Consider the following 18,973-nt stretch of genomic DNA (forward strand, 5'->3'; position numbering starts at 1 on the left):
CATGGCGGGCGACCTGATCCGCGTCACCCGGATCGCCGTGTTCGGCCGGCACGGCGTGCTGGCCGAGGAGGCGGTGCTCGGTCAGCGCTTCTACATCTCCCTGGAAGCGGAACTCGATCTCGGCCCGGCGGGCCGCTCCGACGACGTGGCCGGCACGGTGAGCTACGCGGATCTCACGGCGGTGGCGGTGGCGATCGCCACCGAGCGCCGGTTCAACCTGATCGAGGCCCTGGCCGAGACGGTCGCCGCGGAGATCCTCTCGCGCTTCGCGCAGGTCGACGCCATCACCGTTCAGGTCGACAAGCCGAGCGCGCCCGTCCCCGCCATCCTGGACAGCGTCGGCGTGGCGATCACGCGCCGCCGCGGGGCCGGTCGATGAGGGCGTATCTCGGCATTGGCAGCAATGTCGGCGACATGGCCGCGATGCTCGACCGCGCGGTCACCGGTCTCGCCGCGATCCCGGGCATCGACGTCGTGGCGCGCTCGGCCGACTACCGGACCCCGCCCTGGGGCAAGACCGATCAGCCGTGGTTCCTGAACGGGGCCGTGGCGGTCGAGACCGACCTCGATCCGCACGGGCTGCTCGACGCCTGCCTGCGGGTGGAGCACGACCTCGGCCGGATCCGCGATGAGCGCTGGGGGCCCCGTGTGATCGACATCGACGTCCTGGCCTATGAGGGCGCCAGCATCGACGACGCGCGCCTTGTCCTGCCGCATCGCTACGTGCGCGAGCGGGCCTTCGTGCTCGTCCCGCTGGCGGAGATCGCGCCCGACCTCGTCATCGGCGGCGAGCGCGTGGTGGACGCCCTGGCGAAGCTCGACTCGACCGGTATCGCGCGCGCCTGATGGCGGCGCGCGCCGCGGCGCTGCGCGTCAGCGCTCGCCGGGGGCGACGAGCTTGTTCTCTTCCTCGTCGAGGAGCGGCACGTCGTAGTCGCGCAGGACCTTGTCGATGTCGGCCTTGCGCTTGCGCAGGATGGTGTTCAGCGAGCGCTTCCAGTCGTTCTCGCCGATCCGGACACCCATGGCGATCCGGTACGCCATCGGTGGACGCTCCGGCTCCTTCAGCAGTGGCACGACGCTCATGGGCGTGCCGGACTGCTTGGCGAGCCAGCCCGCCGCCGGGCCCCAGAGGACGGCCGCGTCGATCTCCTTCGCGGCCAGGGCCGCGACGATCTCGGCAGCGACCGTCTGGTGCTTGCGGGACGGGTCGAGCTGGTAGGGCGCGTAGGCCTTCATGGCCGAGACGAGGCCCAGTTCGCCCATCCGGTTGACCGGCGGCGTCCCGGCGATCACGCCGATGCTCTTGCCCTTCAGCCGCGGGTCGTCGAGAGCCGTCACACCGTCGAGTTCGCCCGCACGGGTGACCAGCGTGTAGGCCGATCGATAATAGGGATTGGTGGTCTGGACGAGGTCGCTGCCGAAGGCCTGGCCCATGATGACGTCGCAGAGGCCGGTTCCGAGCGTGTTGCGCACGAAGCCCGGACCCTGCGTCAGCCAGTAGTAGCGGACCTTGATCTTCAACTCGTCGGCGATGATCGCCGCGATCTTGTTCTCGAAGCCGTCCTCCTTGCGTTCGGAGAACGGCATGTTGCCCGGATCACCGCAGACGCGCAGCACGTCGGTGGTGACGGTATCCGGCAGATGCTGGGCGAGGGCGCCCTGCGCCCCGAAGACGGTCAGGGCGCAGAGAACGGCGATCCGGGCAGGAGACGACATCAGCCGCCCATGCATTCCTTCTCCGCCTTCTTGGCGGTCTCGGGCTTGCCCTCGTGCTCGGAGGGACGGATACGCCCGATCGCGCCGGAAGCGCGCGCCTTGAGATAGACGTAGAGGTCGTCCGAGTAGCACATGACGTTCTTGTTGTCGCCGAAGGCCGGCATGACCTTCTGCTCGGCGGCGTTCACTTCCTGCTTGCCGCCCGCCAGGATGCCGATGAACTCCTCGTAGGAGAGGTGCTTCAGCGAGTCCTTGAGGGCCGGCGCGTAGGTCGAGCCCATGCCGTCCGGGCCGTGGCAGACGTGGCACTCGGCGTGATAGCGGCGGTAGCCCGAGTAGGTGTACCAGTCGAGCATCTTGCCGTCCTGGGTCACGTGGAACGTCGGGTGGCCCTCGGCGTCGAAGTACTTGCCGTCGTCGACCTTCACGGCCGCGTCCTTCTTCAGGAGCTTGTCATCCTGCTCGGCGGTCTTGTCGTTCGCGTTCAGCGAATTCGCCAGCTTGGGGTCGGCGGGCTTGGCATCCTCAGCATGTACGGCAACCGTCGAGACGGTCGCTAGGGCGAGGGCGGCGATAACCGGCCGCGTTACGATCTTGCTGAGGTTGAGCAACGCATGTGTCTCCCTTGATCGAGGCTCTTGGTCTCCCTCCGAGACGCAGCCTCTTGCGAGAAAGTCTAATCACAAGGATGCCGGCGCGGGAACCCGCGCCGGCACCATTTTTCACTTCAAACCCTGCGGCCGATTAGTTCGGCAGGGCGAAGACCGTCAGCTGACCGCCGAGGTTGGTGTACTGCGACAGAGCCGCGTAGCCACCCACCGCGCCGAGGCCGGCGTTCGGGTCGGTCAGGCCGGCCGCGAGGCCGATGCCGGCCCAGCCGCCGACGCCCGAGAGGACGCCCACGTACTGCTTGCCCTTGTGCTGGTAGGTCATCACGTTGCCGATGATGCCCGACGGGGTCTTGAACTTGAACAGCTCCTTGCCGGTCTTGTCGTCGACCGCCTTCAGGTAGCCCTCAAGCGTGCCGTAGAACACGACGTCGCCAGCGGTGGCCAGAGCACCGGACCACACCGAGAACTGCTCGGGGTTCGTCCACTTGATCTTGCCGTTGACGCCGTCCCACGCGATGAAGTTGCCCATGCCGCCGTGCGAGTTCGGGGCCGGGTACATCGAGAGGGTCGCACCGACGTAGGGCTGGCCCGGGGTGTAGGTCACCCGGAACGGCTCGTAGTCCATGCAGACGTGGTTGGTGGGCACGTAGAACAGGTTGGTCTTCGGCGAGAAGGCCGCAGGCTGCTGATCCTTGGTGCCCAGCGCCGCCGGGCAGATGCCCTTGGAGTTGGTGTCCTCACCGTTCTGCTCGGTCGAGTACTTCGACACGACCAGCGGCCGGCCGTAGTTCTTCGAGCCCTTGTCCATGTCGACCTTGGTCGCCCAGTTGACGGCCGGGTCGAACTTCTCGGCGACGAGGAGGGTGCCGTCCGCGCGGTTCAGCGTGTAGCCGAAGCCGTTACGGTCGAAGTGGGTCAGGAGCGGCTGCTCCTTGCCGTCGATCTTCTGATCCGTGAGGATCATCTCGTTGATGCCGTCGTAGTCCCACTCGTCGTGGGGGGTCATCTGGTAGACCCACTTGGCCATGCCGGTGTCCGGGTTACGCGCCCAGATGGTCATGGACCACTTGTTGTCGCCCGGACGCTGCTTGGGGTTCCAGGTCGAGGGGTTGCCCGAGCCGTAGTACATCAGGTCGAGCTTGGGATCGTACGAGAACCAGCCCCAGGTGCAGCCGCCGCCGGTCTTCCACTGATCGCCTTCCCAGGTCTTCAGCGAGGAGTCCTTGCCGATCGGCTTGCCGAGCGAGGTGGTCTTCTCCGGGTCGACGATCAGCTGATCGTCCGGGCCCTCGGAGTAGCCGCGCCACACCTTCTTGCCGGTCTTCAGGTCGTAGGCGGTGACGTGGCACTGCACGCCGAACTCGCCGCCCGAGATGCCGACGATGACCTTGTCCTTGACCGGCAGAACCGTCGCGGTGTTGGTCTCGCCCTTCTTCGGGTCGCCGTTCACGACCGACCAGTTGACCTTGCCGGTCTTGGCGTCGAGCGACACGAGGGTGGTGTCGGCCTGGTGCAGGAGGATGGCGCCGTCGGCGTAGGCCAGACCACGGTTGACCGTGTCACAGCACATGACCGGGATCACGGACGGATCCTGCTTCGGCTCGTACTTCCAGACGATCTTCGCGTCGTGGTCGAGGTCGAGGGCGTACACGATGTTCGGGAACGGCGTGTGCACGTACATCATGTTGCCGACGACGAGCGGCGAGCCCTCGTGGCCGCGCAGCACGCCGGTCGAGAACGTCCAGGCGACCTGCAGGTCCTTGACGTTCTTGGCGTTGATCTGGTCGAGCTTCGAGTAGCGCGTATTCGCGTAGTCTACCGTCTGAAGAACCTGTTCCGCCGGGTTGGCGATGCCCTTCATGACGCTTTCATTGGCCAGCGCCGGCGCGGCGACGGCCGCGACACCTGCGCCGAGCGCAAGGAGATGTACCGCTCTCATGGGTTCCTCCGACAAGTCTTGAGAGTTCTCACGGCGCGCGAAGAGAGTGGCGTCGCTCGGACTCCGACCTGACTGTTTGCGACAGGGATGGACGCCTCGGTAGCGGGCATAGTGGACTTCGAGGAGATCTACTGATCCCCTAGCCAGGAGCCGCCATCCCTGAGGCGTCTCCCTCGAAACCGAGGCTTGCCCGGACCTTAAGAGATTTTTGAGCGCCGTCAACTCGCTGTTCGACGCCTGTGGGCACACGGTGAAAGCTTCTTTTCGGGTGACATAGGCACGACGGATGTCATGCGTTTGCGAAAAGAAATGTTGCGACGCACAAGAGATGCTGCCTGCTCTGGCCTCGGTCTCACGGGGTTGTGTCCGTGTCCCATGCAGACCTTGCAAACAGGCGAGCTTTGCTGCGCTTAAGCATGCGTCCCCTGCGCGGTGGGCGGGATTTAGGCGCACCCGGGCGTGCGGCCGATGTGGGTCGCCGGACTGCAGTGCAAGACGCTTCGGCGGCTATCAGTTGCCGAATTTTCCCGAAAGCCCGCTGTGCGCCCAGTCGCCGCATCCCGTTTTTCCGCGGATCCCGGGCTGATCGGTGGGGTTCGCGCGCGACAAATTGCCGAATCATCCCGCTTCTGAGAATCGGGATGGGTCGCGCGCGCGGACCAGGAGGTCTCTTTCAGGATCTGCGGAACGGCTCTTGCCGGCGTCAGACCGCGCCGACCGGCCCGGTGCTCTCGAACTCCGCAGTGTCGCCGATCAGGTCGGTCACGGAGATGTTGAGACGACGGCCGTTGGACAGGCGGAGCTGGGCATCGGGCTCGAGCCAGACCGGTCGCAGGCCCGCATAGCTGCCGTACAGATTGCCGTAGGCGACGACACCGCCTTCGCGCCTCTCGACCACAACCCGGTAGCGGACGCGGACGGCCTCACACCCTTCGGCCGACACGAGACCGCGCCCGGTCAGCGTCTTGAGGATCTCGTTCGGCTCGAACATACGCGGGACGCAGGGGCGGGATTAAGCGGCAACCGAATTGCCATTTAATCCCGGACCCGCGGCAAGTCACGCCCGCCAGTGCGGATTGTGCGGTCAGTGCCGCTGCAACGTCATCGGTCCGGGTCGGCGCCGCCGCCGACAGGTTCGGCTTCCAGGGGACGGACCACGATGCGACCGGACTCGACCGAGAGGGCCAGCCGTCCCTGCTTCAGCGCCAGCGCCTTCTCGCCGAACAGCGTCCGGCGCCAGCCCTGCAGCGCCGGGACCTCGGCGTCGTCGTCGTCGGCGACCGCTTCCAGATCGTCGACCGTGGCGATGATCTTCGGCGCCACGCCCTCGGCCTCGCAGACCGCCTTCAGCAGGACCTTCAGGAGCTCGACGATCGCGCCGTTGCCGCCGCTCCGCCGCACGCGCTCGGGCATCCGGACGGCGCTCGTGTCGCGGGCGAGACCGCGCTCCACGGCGGCGACGATGTCAGCCCCGGTCCGGGAGCGCTCGAAGCCCGCCGGGATCGTCCGCAGCCGCCCGAGCGCCTCCGCGCTCCGCGGCGCCGCCGAGGCGATATCGATGACCGCCTCGTCCTTCAGGACGCGCCCGCGCGGCACGTTGCGCGTCTGCGCCTCGCTCTCGCGCCAGGCCGCGACCTCCATCAGCACGGCGATCTCCCGCGGCTTGCGCATGCGGCCGGAGAGGCGGCGCCACGCCTGCGCGGGATCGGCGCGGTAGGTCTCGGGAGACGTCAGCACCGCCATCTCCTCGTCGAGCCACGCGCCGCGGTCGGTCCGCAGCAGCTCGGCGACGAGGACTTCGTAGATCTTCACCAAGTGGGTGACGTCGGACAGCGCGTAGGTCAGCTGCGCCTCCGAGAGCGGGCGCCGCGACCAGTCGGTGAAGCGGGAGGACTTGTCGATCTTGGCCTTCGCGACGTCGTTGACGAGCTGCTCGTACGAGACGGAATCGCCGTAGCCGCAGACCATGGCGGCGACCTGCGTGTCGAAGAACGGGTGCGGCAGGATCCCGCCGATCAGCCAGATGATCTCCAGGTCCTGGCGGGCGGAGTGGAACACCTTGACGGTGCCCTCATCGGCCATGAGGGCGATGAACGGCCCGAGGTCGATCCCCGGCGCCAGCGGATCCACCAGGACGCCGGTCCCGTCCGGTGCCGCCATCTGGATCAGGCACAGTTTCGGATAATACGTCGTCTCGCGCATGAACTCCGTGTCGACGGTCACGAAGGGCTGCTCGGCGAGACGTGTGCAGATCTGGCGCAGCGCGTCAGTGGTGGTGATCAGGTCCATGCACCGGCTATACGCAACCGCGGCCGACATGGGGAGACGCGGCTTCGCAGGTCCCCATCTTTCACGCGTTCACGCGCGGCCCGATGACCGCGATCACGCCACGGCCGCGACCGCCGCCTTCCGGCGCGCCCGCGCCTGCCGGCGGATCCGCAGCGCGTCGGCCCGACGCTGCGCCTCGGCGCGCGCGAGCAGGCGGTCGAGGATGCCGGTCTCGATCCGCTCGCCGGTGGCCCCGTCGACGAGGCGGCGGATCCGGTCGACCCGGAACCCGCGATAGCCGCCGCGCCGGGCATCGATGCCGCCGAGCAGCGTCCGCCCCGGCCCGAGCCTGAGCTCGCGGGCGTCGAGGGAGCGGTTGCTCCAGGCCCCGGCCGCGTCCTCGTAGACGAGGTCGAAACGGCCCTCGAGGGGCAGCGTCCGCCACCCGGCCGCGGTGCGTTCGGGCGCCGCCTTCGCGGGGCGCTCCAGATCGAAAAAGAGGTTGTCGTTCATGGAGATGATATGGGGATTCGGGGTCTTCTGCGGTAGGCCGGCGGGCGAGTCGCGCGCGGCTTTCGGCGCCGTTCTGCGCGCCCCGCGCTTGACTTGGGGGGCCTCGCGTGAATGGTGCCGGCCTTCCCACAGAAGAAGCCCGTCATGCACCGTTACCGTTCCCACACCTGCGGGGCGCTCCGCCCGTCCGATGTCGGGCAGAGTGTCCGCCTCTCCGGCTGGTGCCACCGCATCCGCGACCACGGGGGCGTGCTGTTCGTCGATCTGCGGGACCATTACGGCCTGACCCAGTGCGTGATCGATTCCGACTCCCCGGCCTTCAAGGCCGCCGAGGCCGTGCGCTCGGAATGGGTCGTGCGGATCGACGGGCGCGTGCGCACGCGCCCGGCCGGCACCGAGAATGCCGAGCTGCCGACCGGCGCGGTCGAGGTCTACATCGACGACCTCGAGGTGCTGGGTCCGGCGGGCGAGCTGCCGCTGCCGGTCTTCGGCGACCTCGAGTACCCGGAGGAGACGCGGCTCCGGTACCGCTTCCTCGACCTGCGCCGGGAGAAGCTCCACGCCAACATCATGAAGCGCGGCGCGATCATCGACTCGCTCCGCCGCCGGATGCGGGACGGCGGCTTCTTCGAGTTCCAGACCCCGATCCTGACAGCCTCCTCGCCCGAGGGCGCCCGCGACTACCTCGTGCCGTCGCGCGTCCATCCCGGCAAGTTCTACGCGCTCCCGCAGGCGCCGCAGCAGTTCAAGCAGCTGACGATGATCGCGGGCTTCGACCGCTACTTCCAGATCGCCCCGTGCTTCCGCGACGAGGATGCCCGCGCCGACCGCTCGCCGGGCGAGTTCTACCAGCTCGACATCGAGATGAGCTTCGTCACCCAGGAGGACGTGTTCCAGGCGGTGGAGCCGGTGCTGCGCGGCGTGTTCGAGGAGTTCGCCGAGGGCAAGCGCGTCACCAAGGAATTCCCGCGGATCACCTACGCGGACTCGATGCTGAAATACGGCGTCGACAAGCCGGACCTGCGGAACCCGCTGATCATCGCCGACGTCTCCGACCTGTTCGCCCGCGAGGACGTGGCGTTCAAGGCGTTCAAGGGCGTGGTCGCCTCCGGCGGCGTCGTCCGGGCGATCCCGGCGACCGGCGCGGCGAGCCAGCCGCGCTCGTTCTTCGACAAGCTCAACGACTGGGCCCGCTCCGAGGGCGCGCCCGGCCTCGGCTACGTCGTGTTCGAGGAGGAGAACGGCGCGCTCACCGGCAAGGGGCCGATCGCCAAGTTCATCCCTTCCGAGGTTCAGGCCCTGATCGCCGAGCGCTCCGGCGCGAAGGCGGGCGACGCCGTGTTCTTCTCCGCAGGTCCGGAGGCCAAGGCGGCCGGGCTCGCCGGCAAGGCGCGCGTCCGGATCGGCGACGAGCTGGGCCTCTGCGACAAGGACCAGTACGCGTTCTGCTGGATCACCGACTTCCCGATGTACGAGTGGAGCGAGGAGGAGAAGCGGATCGACTTCTCCCACAACCCGTTCTCGATGCCGAACATCGACCGCGAGGAGTTCCTCGCGCTCGACCTCGACGCCCTCGCGAGCGAGGACGAGAACGGCGCGAACACCAAGCGGATCCTCGGGATCAAGGCGTTCCAGTACGACATCGTCTGCAACGGCGTGGAGCTGTCCTCGGGCGCGATCCGCAACCATCGTCCGGACGTGATGGAGAAGGCCTTCGCCATCGCGGGCTACGGGCACGAGGTGCTGGAGCAGAAGTTCGGCGGCATGCTCAACGCCCTGCGCATGGGCGCCCCGCCGCACGGCGGCATCGCGCCGGGCGTGGACCGCATCGTCATGCTCCTGTGCAACGAGCCGAACATCCGCGAGGTCGTGCTGTTCCCGATGAACCAGCGCGCCGAGGACCTGATGATGGGCGCGCCCTCCGAGGCGACCCCCAAGCAGCTGCGCGAGCTGCACATCCGCCTCAACCTGCCCGAGAAGAAGGCCTGAGGCGCCCATAGTCCCCCGCGGTGGCGAGCCTCGTCGCGATCGTCGTCGCCCACGACAGCGCCGACGTGCTGCCGGCCTGTCTCGCGGCGCTCGCCGGCGAGCACGTGCCGGCGATCGTCGTGGACAATGCCAGCCGGGACGCCTCCGCGTCGGTCGCGGAGGCGGCCGGCGCGCAGGTGATCCGCAACGCCCGCAACGAGGGCTACGGCCGCGCCAACAACCGGGGCGTCCGCGCGGCCGAGACGGCGGAGCACGTCCTCGTCGTCAACCCGGACGTCGTGCTGCGGCCGGGCACCGTGGACGCCCTGCTGGACGCGGCCCGCACCTGGCCGGATGCCGGGCTTATCGCCCCGCGCCTCGTCGAACCCGATGGGCGCTTCTTCTTCCAAGCGCGGTCCCTGCTCGCGCCCTACCTGACCAATCCCGCGGGCCGGCTCGCGCTGCCGCAGGGCGATGTCTGCGCGCCGTTTCTCTCCGGGGCCTGCCTGATGATGCCGCGCGCCCTGTTCCTCGATCTCGGCGGCTTCGACGAGAACATCTTCCTGTTCTACGAGGACGATGATCTGTGCCGGCGTGTGGCCGACAGCGGCCGCGCCCTGATCCACGTCCACCGCGCCGAGGCGCTGCACGGTCGCGGCCGATCGTCGGCGCCGGAGCCGGGACGGGTGTTCCGCGCGCGCTGGCATCAGGCGTGGTCGCGCGCCTATGTCAGCCGGAAGTACGGCCTCCCGGACCCGAGCCTCGCCGTCCTGGGCGCCAACCTGCCGAAGACGCTGCTGTCGGGTCTGGTCCTCCGGCGGGCCGGACTCGAGCGTTACGGCGGCTCGGCCGCGGGCGCCCTCGCCTTCCTGCGCGGCCGGACCGCGCTGGCCCGCGAGGGTCTGACCGGATGAGCGCGCCGACGATCGCGACCGCTCTGGCGCGCGGGCGCAACGGCTTCACCGGCCTGCGGCTGATGCTGGCTCTGGCCGTCGTGGTGTCCCACGCGTTCAGCGTCGCGACCGGCGCGGCCGGCGACGAGCCCCTCGCCCGGCTGACCGGCTACACGCTGGGCGAGCACGCGGTGAACGGATTCTTCGCGGTGTCGGGCTTCCTGGTCACCATGAGCTGCGACCGCCGCGGCCTCCGGGACTACGCCCTCGCCCGGACCCTGCGGATCCTCCCGGGACTCGTGGCGGCGACGCTCGTCGTCGCGCTCGGGCTCGGCGCGGCCCTGACCCGCCTGCCCGTCACCGAGTACTGGCGCGATCCCGCCCTGTGGTCGTTCATCCGCGGGACGCTGACGACCTTCAAGAGCAACGCCGCCCTGCCCGGCGTCTTCGAAGCGAATCCCTACCGGGCACCCCTCGGCACGGTCTGGACGCTCAAGTACGAGGTGCTGTGCTACCTCGGCGTCCTCGTCGCCGCCCTGTGCGGCCTGCTCCGGCGCCGGTGGTCGGCGCCCCTGATCGTGGCCGGCCTGACGCTCGCCCTGACGATCGCCTGCGGCCTCCGCGGTCCGGACCTGCCCAAGGGCGCCGAGACGGCGCTGCGCCTGCCGCTGATCTTCGCGGCCGGGGCGTGTCTCTACCTGTGGCGCGACCGCCTGCGTGTCTCGGCGGCGGCCCTCGCCTGCCTGGTCTTCGGCGCCTTCGTCCTCGCGCGGACGCCGGCCTACCCGGCCCTGCTATTCCTCGCCGAGGCCTACGGCGTGGTCTGGCTCGCCCTCGGCCCCCTCGCGCGCGGCCTTTTCGACCCTGCGGCCGACCTCTCCTACGGGATCTATCTCTACGGCTGGCCGGTCCAGCAGACCCTGCACGCCCTGTGGCCGGCCGCCTCCGGGCCCGCGCTGCTGGTGCCGGCCCTCGCCCTCACGCTGCCGGTCGCGGCGCTGTCCTGGTACGGGGTCGAGCGGCCGGCCCTGTCGCTGAAGGCGCGCGCGCTCGGGCGGCGGCGCCTCGGCACGATCGAGCCGGCCGGGCCGTGACCGCCGCAGGCCCGCTTCCGCCGCTCGCGGCGCTGGGTCTGGCGGCGCGGATGCTGGAGGCGGACGGCTTCGCGATCGTCGCCCGGAACGAGCGCGGCGACAGCCTCTACCTGCGGCGACCGGACTGCGCCTGGCACCTGCGCGTCTCGAACCACCGGCGCGCCGCCAAGCAGCGCGCCCGGCGCTCCGATATCCTCGCGAGCCTCGTCATCGACGGGCCGCGCTCCTCGGATCAGATCGGGAACCTCGTCCGCGAGGCCGTCCGGAACTTCGAGGCCGCCCTGGCGCGGGTGGTGGATCAGGCGTCCGCGGCGGGGTCGCGGAAGTAGGGCTCCACGGTACCCTTCAGCTTCACGGTCATCGGGTTGCCGGCCCGGTCGAGGGCCTTGCCGGCCGAGAGCCGGACCCAGCCCTCGCTCACGCAGTACTCCTCGACGTTCGTCTTCTCGACGCCCTTGAACCGGACACCGACCCCGCGCTCCAGCACCTTCTCGTCGTAGAACGGGCTGTTCGGGTTGGAAGCGAGGCGGTCGGGGGGCGTGTCGGTCATCGTCCGGATCTCGGATGGTCTTCGTATGGGGCCCCGCCGGTACGGGAATCCGCGCCCGCGCGCAACGCCGCGAGCAGGTCGGCGATCCGCCCGCTCTGGAGCAGCGGTACCAGCCGGGTCACCGCGTCGTGCGGGAGGTCCCACCACGCCGCCGCGACGAGTGCCTCCACGGTCGCCGCGTCGAAGCGGTGGCGCACGACCTTGGCCGGGTTGCCCGCCACCACGGCGTAGGCCGGCACGTCGCGGGTCACCACGGCGCGGGCCGCCACCACGGCCCCGTGCCCGACGGTCACCCCCGAGAGGATCATGCAGCCCGATCCGAGCCAGACATCGTGCCCGATCACCACGTCGCCCCGGGAGGCGTGGAAATCCTCCGGCGCCGCGGCCTCCGGGAACAGCCCGCGCATCGCCGCGAACGGATAAGTCGACGCCCAGTCGAGGCGGTGATCGCCGCCGAGCAGGATCTCGACCTTGTCGGCGATGGAACAATAGCGGCCGATCGTCAGCCGCCGCCCGCTCTCTGGGAAGCGGACTTTTGGACGCCCGTACGAATAAGCGCCTATGGAGAACCCGTGGGTCCTCGCCAGCTCGGCGAGGTGGATCCGGGTCTCGTTGTGCGGGTTGCGCCCCCTGCGCAGCCGGTGCAACAGACCGGTCATGACGCGGGCCCGCGCGATGCGCGACCGCGTCGTCCTCGGTGAAAAAGGTGAGCGGGAGCGTGGGCGATGGCCGATAACATGTCCGAGGACCTCAAGGCCGGGGCGCTCGTCTACCACCGCCTGCCCAAGCCCGGGAAGCTGGAGATCCAGGCGACCAAGCCGCTCGGCAACCAGCGCGACCTCGCCCTGGCCTACTCGCCCGGCGTCGCCGCGGCCTGCATGGCGATCCACGACGACCCGCAGCAGGCCGCCGAACTCACGGTGCGCCAGAATCTCGTGGCGGTGCTGTCCAACGGTACGGCCGTGCTCGGCCTCGGCGATATCGGCCCGCTCGCCTCGAAGCCCGTGATGGAGGGCAAGGCCGTCCTGTTCAAGAAGTTCGCCGGCATCGACGTCTTCGACATCGAGGTCGACCAGAAGGACGTGTCGAAGCTCGTCGACGTCGTCTGCGCCCTCGAGCCGACCTTCGGCGGCATCAACCTCGAGGACATCAAGGCGCCCGAGTGCTTCGAGGTCGAGGAGCAGTGCCGGGCTCGGATGAACATCCCGGTCTTCCACGACGACCAGCACGGCACCGCGATCATCGTGGCCGCCGCCGTCCTCAACGGCCTGGAACTCGCCGGCAAGAACCTGTCCGACGTCCGGATCGTCACGTCCGGCGCCGGCGCGGCGGCTCTGGCCTGCCTCAACCTCCTCGTGTCGCTCGGGGCGACCCGCGAGAACATCACGGTCACCGACATCAAGGGCGTCGTCTACAAGGGCCGCGCCGAGCTGATGGACCGGTGGAAGGACGTCTACGCCCAGGAGACCGACAAGCGGACGCTCGCCGAGGTGATCCCGGGGGCGGACGTGTTCATCGGCCTGTCGGCCGGCGGCGTGCTCAAGCCCGAGTACCTGAAGGAGATGGCCGAGAAGCCGCTGATCATGGCGCTCGCCAACCCCTACCCGGAGATCATGCCGGATCTGGCCGAGAAGGAGCGGCCGGACGCCATGATCTGCACCGGCCGGTCGGACTTCCCGAACCAGGTCAACAACGTCCTGTGCTTCCCCTACATCTTCCGCGGGGCGCTCGATGTCGGCGCCCACAAGATCAACGAGGAGATGAAGAAGGCCGCCGTCAAGGCGATCGCGGGCCTGGCCCACGAGACCACCTCGGACGTGGTCGCCCGCGCCTACGGCGGTGAGGCCCGGCCGTTCGGACCGAAATCCCTGATCCCGAGCCCGTTCGACCCGCGCCTGATCCTGCGCATCGCCCCGGCGGTGGCCAAGGCCGCGATGGATTCCGGCGTCGCCGGCCGGCCGCTCCCGGACCTCGACGCCTATGTCGAGAGCCTCGACCGGTTCGTGCACCGGTCCGGCCTGATCATGAAGCCGCTGTTCTCGAAGGCGAAGGCCGAGCCCAAGCGCGTGATCTACGCCGAGGGCGAGGACGAGCGCGTGCTCCGCGCCGTCCAGGCGATCGTCGAGGACAAGGTCGCCCTGCCGATCCTGGTCGGCCGGCCGCGGGTGGTCGAGACCCGCCTGAAGCGCTTCGGCCTGTCGATGGTGCACGGCCGCGACTTCGAGCTGATCGATCCCGAGGACGATCCCCGCTACCGCGCCTACGTCCAGACCTACCTGGAAGTCGCCGGTCGCCGCGGCATCACGCCGGACGCGGCCCGGACGCTGGTCCGCACCAACAACACGGTGATCGGCGCCATCGCGGTCCGCCGCGGCGAGGCCGACGCGCTGATCTGCGGCCTGGAGGGCCGGTTCGAGACGCGCCTGCGCATCATCCGCGACGTGATCGGGCTCGCGCCGGGCGTGGAGCAGTGCGCCGCGATGAGCCTCGTGGTGACGCATAACGGCGCCTACTTCCTGGCCGACACCCATGTCCGCCAGAACCCCACGGCCGAGGAGATCGCCGACGTGGCGCAGGCCTGCGCCAGCCACGTCAGCCGGTTCGGGATGACGCCGAAGATCGCGCTCCTCAGCCACTCCGATTTCGGCCAGTCGGATTCGCCCTCCGCGATGAAGATGCGCGACGCCCTCGCGCTCCTGCACACGCGGAATCCCGAGCTGCAGGTCGACGGCGAGATGCAGGCCGATTCCGCCCTCAACGAGATGGTGCGCGAGCGCGTCCTGCCGGGCTCGCGCCTCAAGGGCGCGGCCAACGTCCTGATCTTCCCGAACCTCGACGCCGCCAACATCGCCTTCCAGTTCGCGAAGGTGCTGGCGGACGCGCTGCCGGTCGGCCCGCTCCTGATCGGCCCGGCCAAGCCCGCCCACATCCTGACGCCGTCGGTGACGGCGCGCGGCATCGTCAACGTCACGGCCGCCGCCGTGGTCGAGGCCCAGGCGGACGAGGCCGTCGCGCGCGCCGAGGAGGGCGGCGTCGGCATGCTCTCGGAGTGAGGGGCGCCCGTCGGCGGCCGCCAGCGTGGCCGTCGATTTGCTTGCCCGCCCCGGGACCACGAAACCACCGGGAGACGACGCGATGTGCGCGGGCGACGATCCAACCTGCCACGCCTTCGAGGAGCACCGCCGCCGGTTCCGGCGGGATCTCGAGCCTGAGCGGCGCGCCTTCCTGAAGAGCGGCTTCGCGGCGACCGGCGCCGCGGCCGCGGCCCTCGCGGCCGGCGGTCCGTCGCTCGTGAGCCCGGCCCTGGCCCAGGCGAGCGGCGCCAAGATCGCCGCCACGGCGCATTACCACCTGCCGGCGAATGCCGAGACGGTCCACTGGGGCTTCTTCAGCCGCAGCCTCAAGCCCAAGGTCGAGATCGGCTCGGGCGACTTCGTCACGATCGAGACGCTCACCCACCAGGCGAGCGACGATGCCGAGCGCATGATCCAGGGCGATCCGGGCGCCGAGAGCGTCTATCTCTGGACCAAGGACAAGATGGGCGTCTCGCCCCGCGGGGCCGGCGCCATGGACGCCAAGGTCGGCCCCGGCGGTGGCCTCGGCGTGCACATCTGCACCGGCCCGGTGGCGATCCGCGGCGCCGAGCCCGGCGACGTCCTGGAGGTGCGCATCCTCGACGTCGCCCCCCGCCCCTGCGCCAATCCCAGGTACAAGGGACTGGCCTTCGGCAGCAACGCGGCGGCGTGGTGGGGCTACCACTACAACGACCTGATCACCGGCGATAAACCCCGGGAGGTCGTGACTATCTACGAGGTCGACGCCACCGGCGAGCGCGACTGGGCCCGGGCGGTCTACAGCTTCCGCTGGCCCGGCGTGACCGACCCGTTCGGCGTCTCCCACCCGACCATCGACTATCCCGGCCTGCCGGTGGACCACACGAAGACCCAGAAGACCTTCGAGGTCCTGAAGGGCATCCGCGTGCCGATCCGGCCGCATTTCGGCACGATGGGCGTGGCGCCTGCCGAGGCCGACCGGGTGAACACGATCCCGCCGAGCTACACCGGCGGCAACATCGACAACTGGCGGATCGGCAAGGGCGCGACCCTCTACTACCCGGTGGCGGTGCCGGGCGCCCTGTTCTCCGTGGGCGATCCCCACGCCAGCCAGGGCGATTCCGAACTGTGCGGCACCGCGATCGAGTGCTCGCTCACCGGCACCTTCCAGTTCATCCTGCACAAGAAGGCGGACCTGCCCGGCACGCCGTTGGAGGCGCTCGACTTCCCGATGATCGAGACCCGGGACGACTGGGTTCTGTCCGGCTTCAGCTACCCGAACTACCTGCGGGATCTCGGTCCGGACGCGCAGAGCGCGATCTTCCAGAAATCCTCGATCGACCTCGCCATGCGCGACGCCTTCCGGAAGATGCGCCAGTTCCTGATGCACGCGAAGGGCCTCACGGAGGACGAGGCGATCTCGCTGATGTCGGTGGCGGTCGATTTCGGGATCACGCAGGTCGTGGACGGCAACTGGGGCGTCCACGCCGTGGTCAAGAAGGCGATCTTCTCCGATCGCGTCGCCTGACGCCTGACCCGGTCACGCGGCCTTCGCGGCTCCGGTCATCGTCATGAGGCCGGCGATGACCCGGTAGGTCTCGGTCCAGGCTTCCCGCACCTCCGGCGTGAAGTCCGGGCCGAGCCCCTGCTCCAGGGTCCAGAGCAGTGCCGCCCCGACCGCCTCGAAATGCGCCTGCAGCGCGCCGTAGCCGACGTGCCGGTCCCCGAGATCGCGCACGGCGGCGACGAGGGCCTCCGGCTTGTCGAGGTTGGCCACCGCCAGTGCCAGCATGGCGACGAGTTTGCGCTTCTGCGCGGTCATGTCGTCCGGGAAGAGCGACCGGACCTGCGGCGCGATGTCGAACAGGCGTCCGTAGAACAGCTCTGCCGCGGTGTCGCCGAGCGCCTGCACCGTCGCGAAGCTGCGCTGCACGATCGCGACCTGGGCGGCGGAGACCGCGTAGGACACGCGAACGCTCGCCAGGAACCGTTCGACCTCGGCGGTCAGACGGTCCGACTGGTCCGACAGGGCGGAGGCCGCCGCGAGAACCTGGCTCGCGGCCAGGCCGGTGCCCTCCGCCGCCTGCGCGACGCCGGTCATGGTCGTGGTGACCTCGCCTGTGCCGGTGGCCGCCTGCCCGACGTTGCGGACGATCTCCTGGGTCGCCGCACCCTGTTCCTCGACGGCCGCCGCGATCGTGGTCGCCGCCCCGTTGATCTCGCGGATCCGCGCGGTGATCGCCGCGATGGCCTCCACCGCCTGCCCGGTGGACGCCTGCACCTGCGCGATCTGACTGGAGATCTCGTCGGTGGCCTTGGCGGTCTGCGCGGCGAGGGCCTTCACCTCGGAAGCCACCACCGCGAAGCCGCGGCCGGCTGCGCCCGCGCGGGCCGCCTCGATGGTGGCGTTGAGCGCCAGCAGGTTGGTCTGCTCGGCGATCGACGAGATCAGCCCCACGACGGCACCGATCTGGTCCACGGCGCTGCTCAGGTCCTGGACGCGCGCGGCGGTCCGGTCGGCCTCGGCCGCGGCCCTCTGCGCGAGATCCGCCGACCCGTCGGCCTGCCGCCCGATCTCCTGGACGGAGGTGCCGAGCTCCTCCGCGGCCGCCGCCACGGTGTTGACGTTGCTCGAGGCCCGCTCGGCGGCGGCCGCGACCGCCGTCGACTGCCCGGCCGTCTGGGTGGCCGTTGCGGTCATCGTCTGCGCCGTGACCTGCAGGGCGTTGGCCGAGGACGCGACCGAGCCGATCATGCCTCCGACGGCCTCCTCGAACCGTTGCGCCATCTGGCGCAGGCTGTCCCGACGCTGGTCGTCGGCGTCCAGCCGCGCCCGCTCGGCCCCGGCCTCGAGGTCGCGCGTGCGGATCAGATTGTCCCGGAAGGCCTGCACGGCCACCATGATCGGCGCGAACTCGTTCCGGTACGCTTGCACCGGGACGGCGACGGCGGTGTCGCCCCCCGTCAGCGCGCGCATCGCGGTGGCGATGATCCGGAGGGGGCGCAGCACGCCCCCGAACAGAGCCATGAGGCCCAGCCCGACGAGCAGCAGGACGGCCAGCAGCGCCGCGGCACTGTGCAGGAGAACGCGGTCCGCCTCCGCGGCGAGGCTCTCGGCCCGCGCCACCATCTCGGCGAGGGCGGCATTGGCGAGATCGACGATCGTCATCTGCTCGACGCTGTTTCGCTTACGGAGATCTTGGAACGTGATGGGGGACGCGCGATGCTGGCTCAGGGCGTCGAAGATCGCGCGCGCCGCCTCCGCCGCCTCGCCCTCGAAATTGCTGCGCTTGGCCTTCTCGAACGCGGACCGCACGGCGTCCGAGCTCTGGGCGGCGGCCTCGCTGGTGCTCGACCACGCCGACTGGACCCGCGCCCGCTCCTCGGCCGCCGCCACGGTCTCGGGCAGCGACCACGACGTTCCCGCCGCCAGCGAGGTCTGCACGCGCAGGGCGACGTTCCCGATCGCGACACGGGTCGCCCAGGCGGACCGCTTGAGGACGAGGTAGTGCTGCAGGACGGCGTCGGAGCGCGGAATAGCCGAATCCACGGCGTCCGTGGTCGCCGTCAGCGCGTCGAGAAGTTCCTGAAAGGCCGTCAGCACGGCGGGCAGCAGCGCCGGGTCCCGCTTCGGCTTCGGTACGCGCAGGGCTTCATCGATCCGGGGGCGGAGCAGGTTCACGGCGTCCTGCGCCGCGTTGAGCCTCGCCATCGTCGCCGTCACGGAGGGCAGATCCCGGTCCCGCAGCAGGTCCTGAACGCTCGCGAAGCCCGCGACCATCGCGTCCCGGTTCGTCGCGTAGGCCTTCAGGCTCTCCGGGTCGGCGGACGCATCCCCGCCCAGGGCGAGCGCTGCCCCCCGCTCGAGGCGTGTCGGCAGGATCGTCCCGAGCAGCTGGCGACTCGCGCGGGTCAGCGTGACCGCGTCCCGGGCCTGTCGCGCCTGAAGACGCGCGTCGAACAGAGCGTTCCCCGCGTAAGCCAGTAACATCATCGCCATTGCGAGTATCGTCGTGCACATGACGACTCGAATCGAGACGTAGCCAAGCCATCTCATCGCGTGAACATTCCGATGTGCGAGTGGGATCTGCGTGTTGCTCGCATCATAGGGCGAACGGCGCGCGCGTTCACGCTGCCGCTCGGCAGTGTTCGAAAGTCTATCGCGCCGACATACTTTGCGGGCGGCGCGCTCTATTCCGGATTCAGAGGAGAATCGACATCAACCAATAAAAAAGTTGGCTTTGTGAATTAAGCCGACGTTACCGCGGCGATCTCGGTCGGCAGGCGCACGCTCACCGTTCCGGCGGCGTGCGGTGAGCGCCGGTGCGACGGTCCCGAGGCCGCTCGCGGCCTCGGGACGCGTGA

The 18,973-nt window shown here is 69.7% G+C and carries 17 protein-coding genes; 8 read left to right on the forward strand and 9 right to left on the reverse strand.

Going from position 1 to position 18,973, the window contains the following annotated elements; translation table 11 throughout:
• The first annotated feature begins 1 nt into the window (after window position 1).
• Together folB and folK are read left to right on the forward strand one after the other, a co-directional pair.
• Entirely contained in the window at window positions 2–379 is a 378-nt protein-coding gene (folB, locus tag BMY19_RS22115) for a dihydroneopterin aldolase (RefSeq protein WP_091678357.1), read from the forward strand.
• A complete protein-coding gene (gene folK, locus BMY19_RS22120) occupies window positions 376–846 on the forward strand; it encodes a 2-amino-4-hydroxy-6-hydroxymethyldihydropteridine diphosphokinase (protein ID WP_091678360.1) in 471 nt (156 codons plus the stop codon). Before folB ends, folK begins: the two co-directional genes overlap by 4 nt.
• A 27-nt stretch (window positions 847–873) precedes the next feature.
• On the opposite strand, the gene xoxJ is transcribed toward folK, so the two are convergent.
• From xoxJ to BMY19_RS22150, 6 genes are all read right to left on the reverse strand, one after another.
• The gene (xoxJ, locus tag BMY19_RS22125) at window positions 874–1,719 is read right to left on the reverse strand and encodes a rare earth element methanol dehydrogenase accessory protein XoxJ (RefSeq protein WP_244526844.1); all 846 of its coding nucleotides are present in this window, start codon (window positions 1,717–1,719) and stop codon (window positions 874–876) included.
• The gene (locus BMY19_RS22130; protein WP_020091821.1) at window positions 1,719–2,330 is read right to left on the reverse strand and encodes a c-type cytochrome, methanol metabolism-related; all 612 of its coding nucleotides are present in this window, start codon (window positions 2,328–2,330) and stop codon (window positions 1,719–1,721) included. The genes xoxJ and BMY19_RS22130 overlap by 1 nt, the downstream gene beginning before the upstream one ends.
• 133 nt (window positions 2,331–2,463) lie before the next feature.
• The gene (xoxF1, locus tag BMY19_RS22135; RefSeq protein ID WP_026604740.1) at window positions 2,464–4,269 is read right to left on the reverse strand and encodes a lanthanide-dependent methanol dehydrogenase XoxF1; all 1,806 of its coding nucleotides are present in this window, start codon (window positions 4,267–4,269) and stop codon (window positions 2,464–2,466) included.
• Window positions 4,270–4,972: 703 nt separating this feature from the next.
• The gene (locus BMY19_RS22140) at window positions 4,973–5,260 is read right to left on the reverse strand and encodes a hypothetical protein (RefSeq protein WP_020091819.1); all 288 of its coding nucleotides are present in this window, start codon (window positions 5,258–5,260) and stop codon (window positions 4,973–4,975) included.
• Window positions 5,261–5,370: 110 nt separating this feature from the next.
• Window positions 5,371–6,558: a ribonuclease D gene (rnd, locus tag BMY19_RS22145; protein WP_056522182.1), complete on the reverse strand. Its 1,188-nt coding sequence runs from the start codon at window positions 6,556–6,558 to the stop codon at window positions 5,371–5,373.
• Between the two features lie 93 nt (window positions 6,559–6,651).
• Window positions 6,652–7,050: a hypothetical protein gene (locus BMY19_RS22150; RefSeq protein ID WP_170855122.1), complete on the reverse strand. Its 399-nt coding sequence runs from the start codon at window positions 7,048–7,050 to the stop codon at window positions 6,652–6,654.
• 144 nt (window positions 7,051–7,194) lie between these two features.
• Here BMY19_RS22150 and aspS point away from each other — a divergent pair, with 144 nt between their 5' ends.
• Genes aspS through BMY19_RS22170 form a run of 4 tightly spaced genes read left to right on the forward strand, consistent with a single transcriptional unit; the run spans window position 7,195 to window position 11,334 of the window.
• Entirely contained in the window at window positions 7,195–9,039 is a 1,845-nt protein-coding gene (aspS, locus tag BMY19_RS22155) for an aspartate--tRNA ligase (protein ID WP_100252948.1), read from the forward strand.
• A 20-nt stretch (window positions 9,040–9,059) separates the two neighbouring features.
• Window positions 9,060–9,932 carry a glycosyltransferase family 2 protein gene (locus BMY19_RS22160; RefSeq protein WP_100252949.1) on the forward strand — a complete coding sequence of 291 codons (873 nt, stop codon included), beginning with the start codon at window positions 9,060–9,062 and terminating at the stop codon, window positions 9,930–9,932.
• Window positions 9,929–11,005 (forward strand): acyltransferase family protein, encoded by a 1,077-nt coding sequence (locus BMY19_RS22165; protein WP_100252950.1) that lies wholly within the window; start codon window positions 9,929–9,931, stop codon window positions 11,003–11,005. The genes BMY19_RS22160 and BMY19_RS22165 overlap by 4 nt, the downstream gene beginning before the upstream one ends.
• On the forward strand, window positions 11,002–11,334 hold the full coding sequence (locus BMY19_RS22170) for a hypothetical protein (RefSeq protein WP_100252951.1): 333 nt from the start codon (window positions 11,002–11,004) through the stop codon (window positions 11,332–11,334). The genes BMY19_RS22165 and BMY19_RS22170 overlap by 4 nt, the downstream gene beginning before the upstream one ends.
• On the opposite strand, the gene BMY19_RS22175 is transcribed toward BMY19_RS22170, so the two are convergent.
• A complete protein-coding gene (locus BMY19_RS22175) occupies window positions 11,304–11,555 on the reverse strand; it encodes a DUF3297 family protein (RefSeq protein WP_020091812.1) in 252 nt (83 codons plus the stop codon). The two genes, BMY19_RS22170 and BMY19_RS22175, sit on opposite strands and share 31 nt — an antisense overlap.
• A complete protein-coding gene (locus BMY19_RS22180) occupies window positions 11,552–12,214 on the reverse strand; it encodes a CatB-related O-acetyltransferase (RefSeq protein WP_170863018.1) in 663 nt (220 codons plus the stop codon). The genes BMY19_RS22175 and BMY19_RS22180 overlap by 4 nt, the downstream gene beginning before the upstream one ends.
• A gap of 66 nt (window positions 12,215–12,280) precedes the next feature.
• Here BMY19_RS22180 and BMY19_RS22185 point away from each other — a divergent pair, with 66 nt between their 5' ends.
• Both BMY19_RS22185 and BMY19_RS22190 read left to right on the forward strand, forming a co-directional pair.
• The gene (locus BMY19_RS22185) at window positions 12,281–14,608 is read left to right on the forward strand and encodes an NADP-dependent malic enzyme (protein WP_020091810.1); all 2,328 of its coding nucleotides are present in this window, start codon (window positions 12,281–12,283) and stop codon (window positions 14,606–14,608) included.
• Between the two features lie 82 nt (window positions 14,609–14,690).
• Window positions 14,691–16,136, forward strand: a complete 1,446-nt coding sequence (locus BMY19_RS22190) for an acetamidase/formamidase family protein (protein WP_020091809.1) — start codon at window positions 14,691–14,693, stop codon at window positions 16,134–16,136.
• 12 nt (window positions 16,137–16,148) lie between these two features.
• Here BMY19_RS22190 and BMY19_RS22195 read toward each other — a convergent pair whose 3' ends face one another.
• Window positions 16,149–18,665 (reverse strand): methyl-accepting chemotaxis protein, encoded by a 2,517-nt coding sequence (locus BMY19_RS22195; RefSeq protein WP_100252952.1) that lies wholly within the window; start codon window positions 18,663–18,665, stop codon window positions 16,149–16,151.
• Window positions 18,666–18,973 lie beyond the last annotated feature (308 nt).

Source organism: Methylobacterium sp. UNC300MFChir4.1, from assembly GCF_900110155.1.
Lineage (GTDB): Bacteria > Pseudomonadota > Alphaproteobacteria > Rhizobiales > Beijerinckiaceae > Methylobacterium.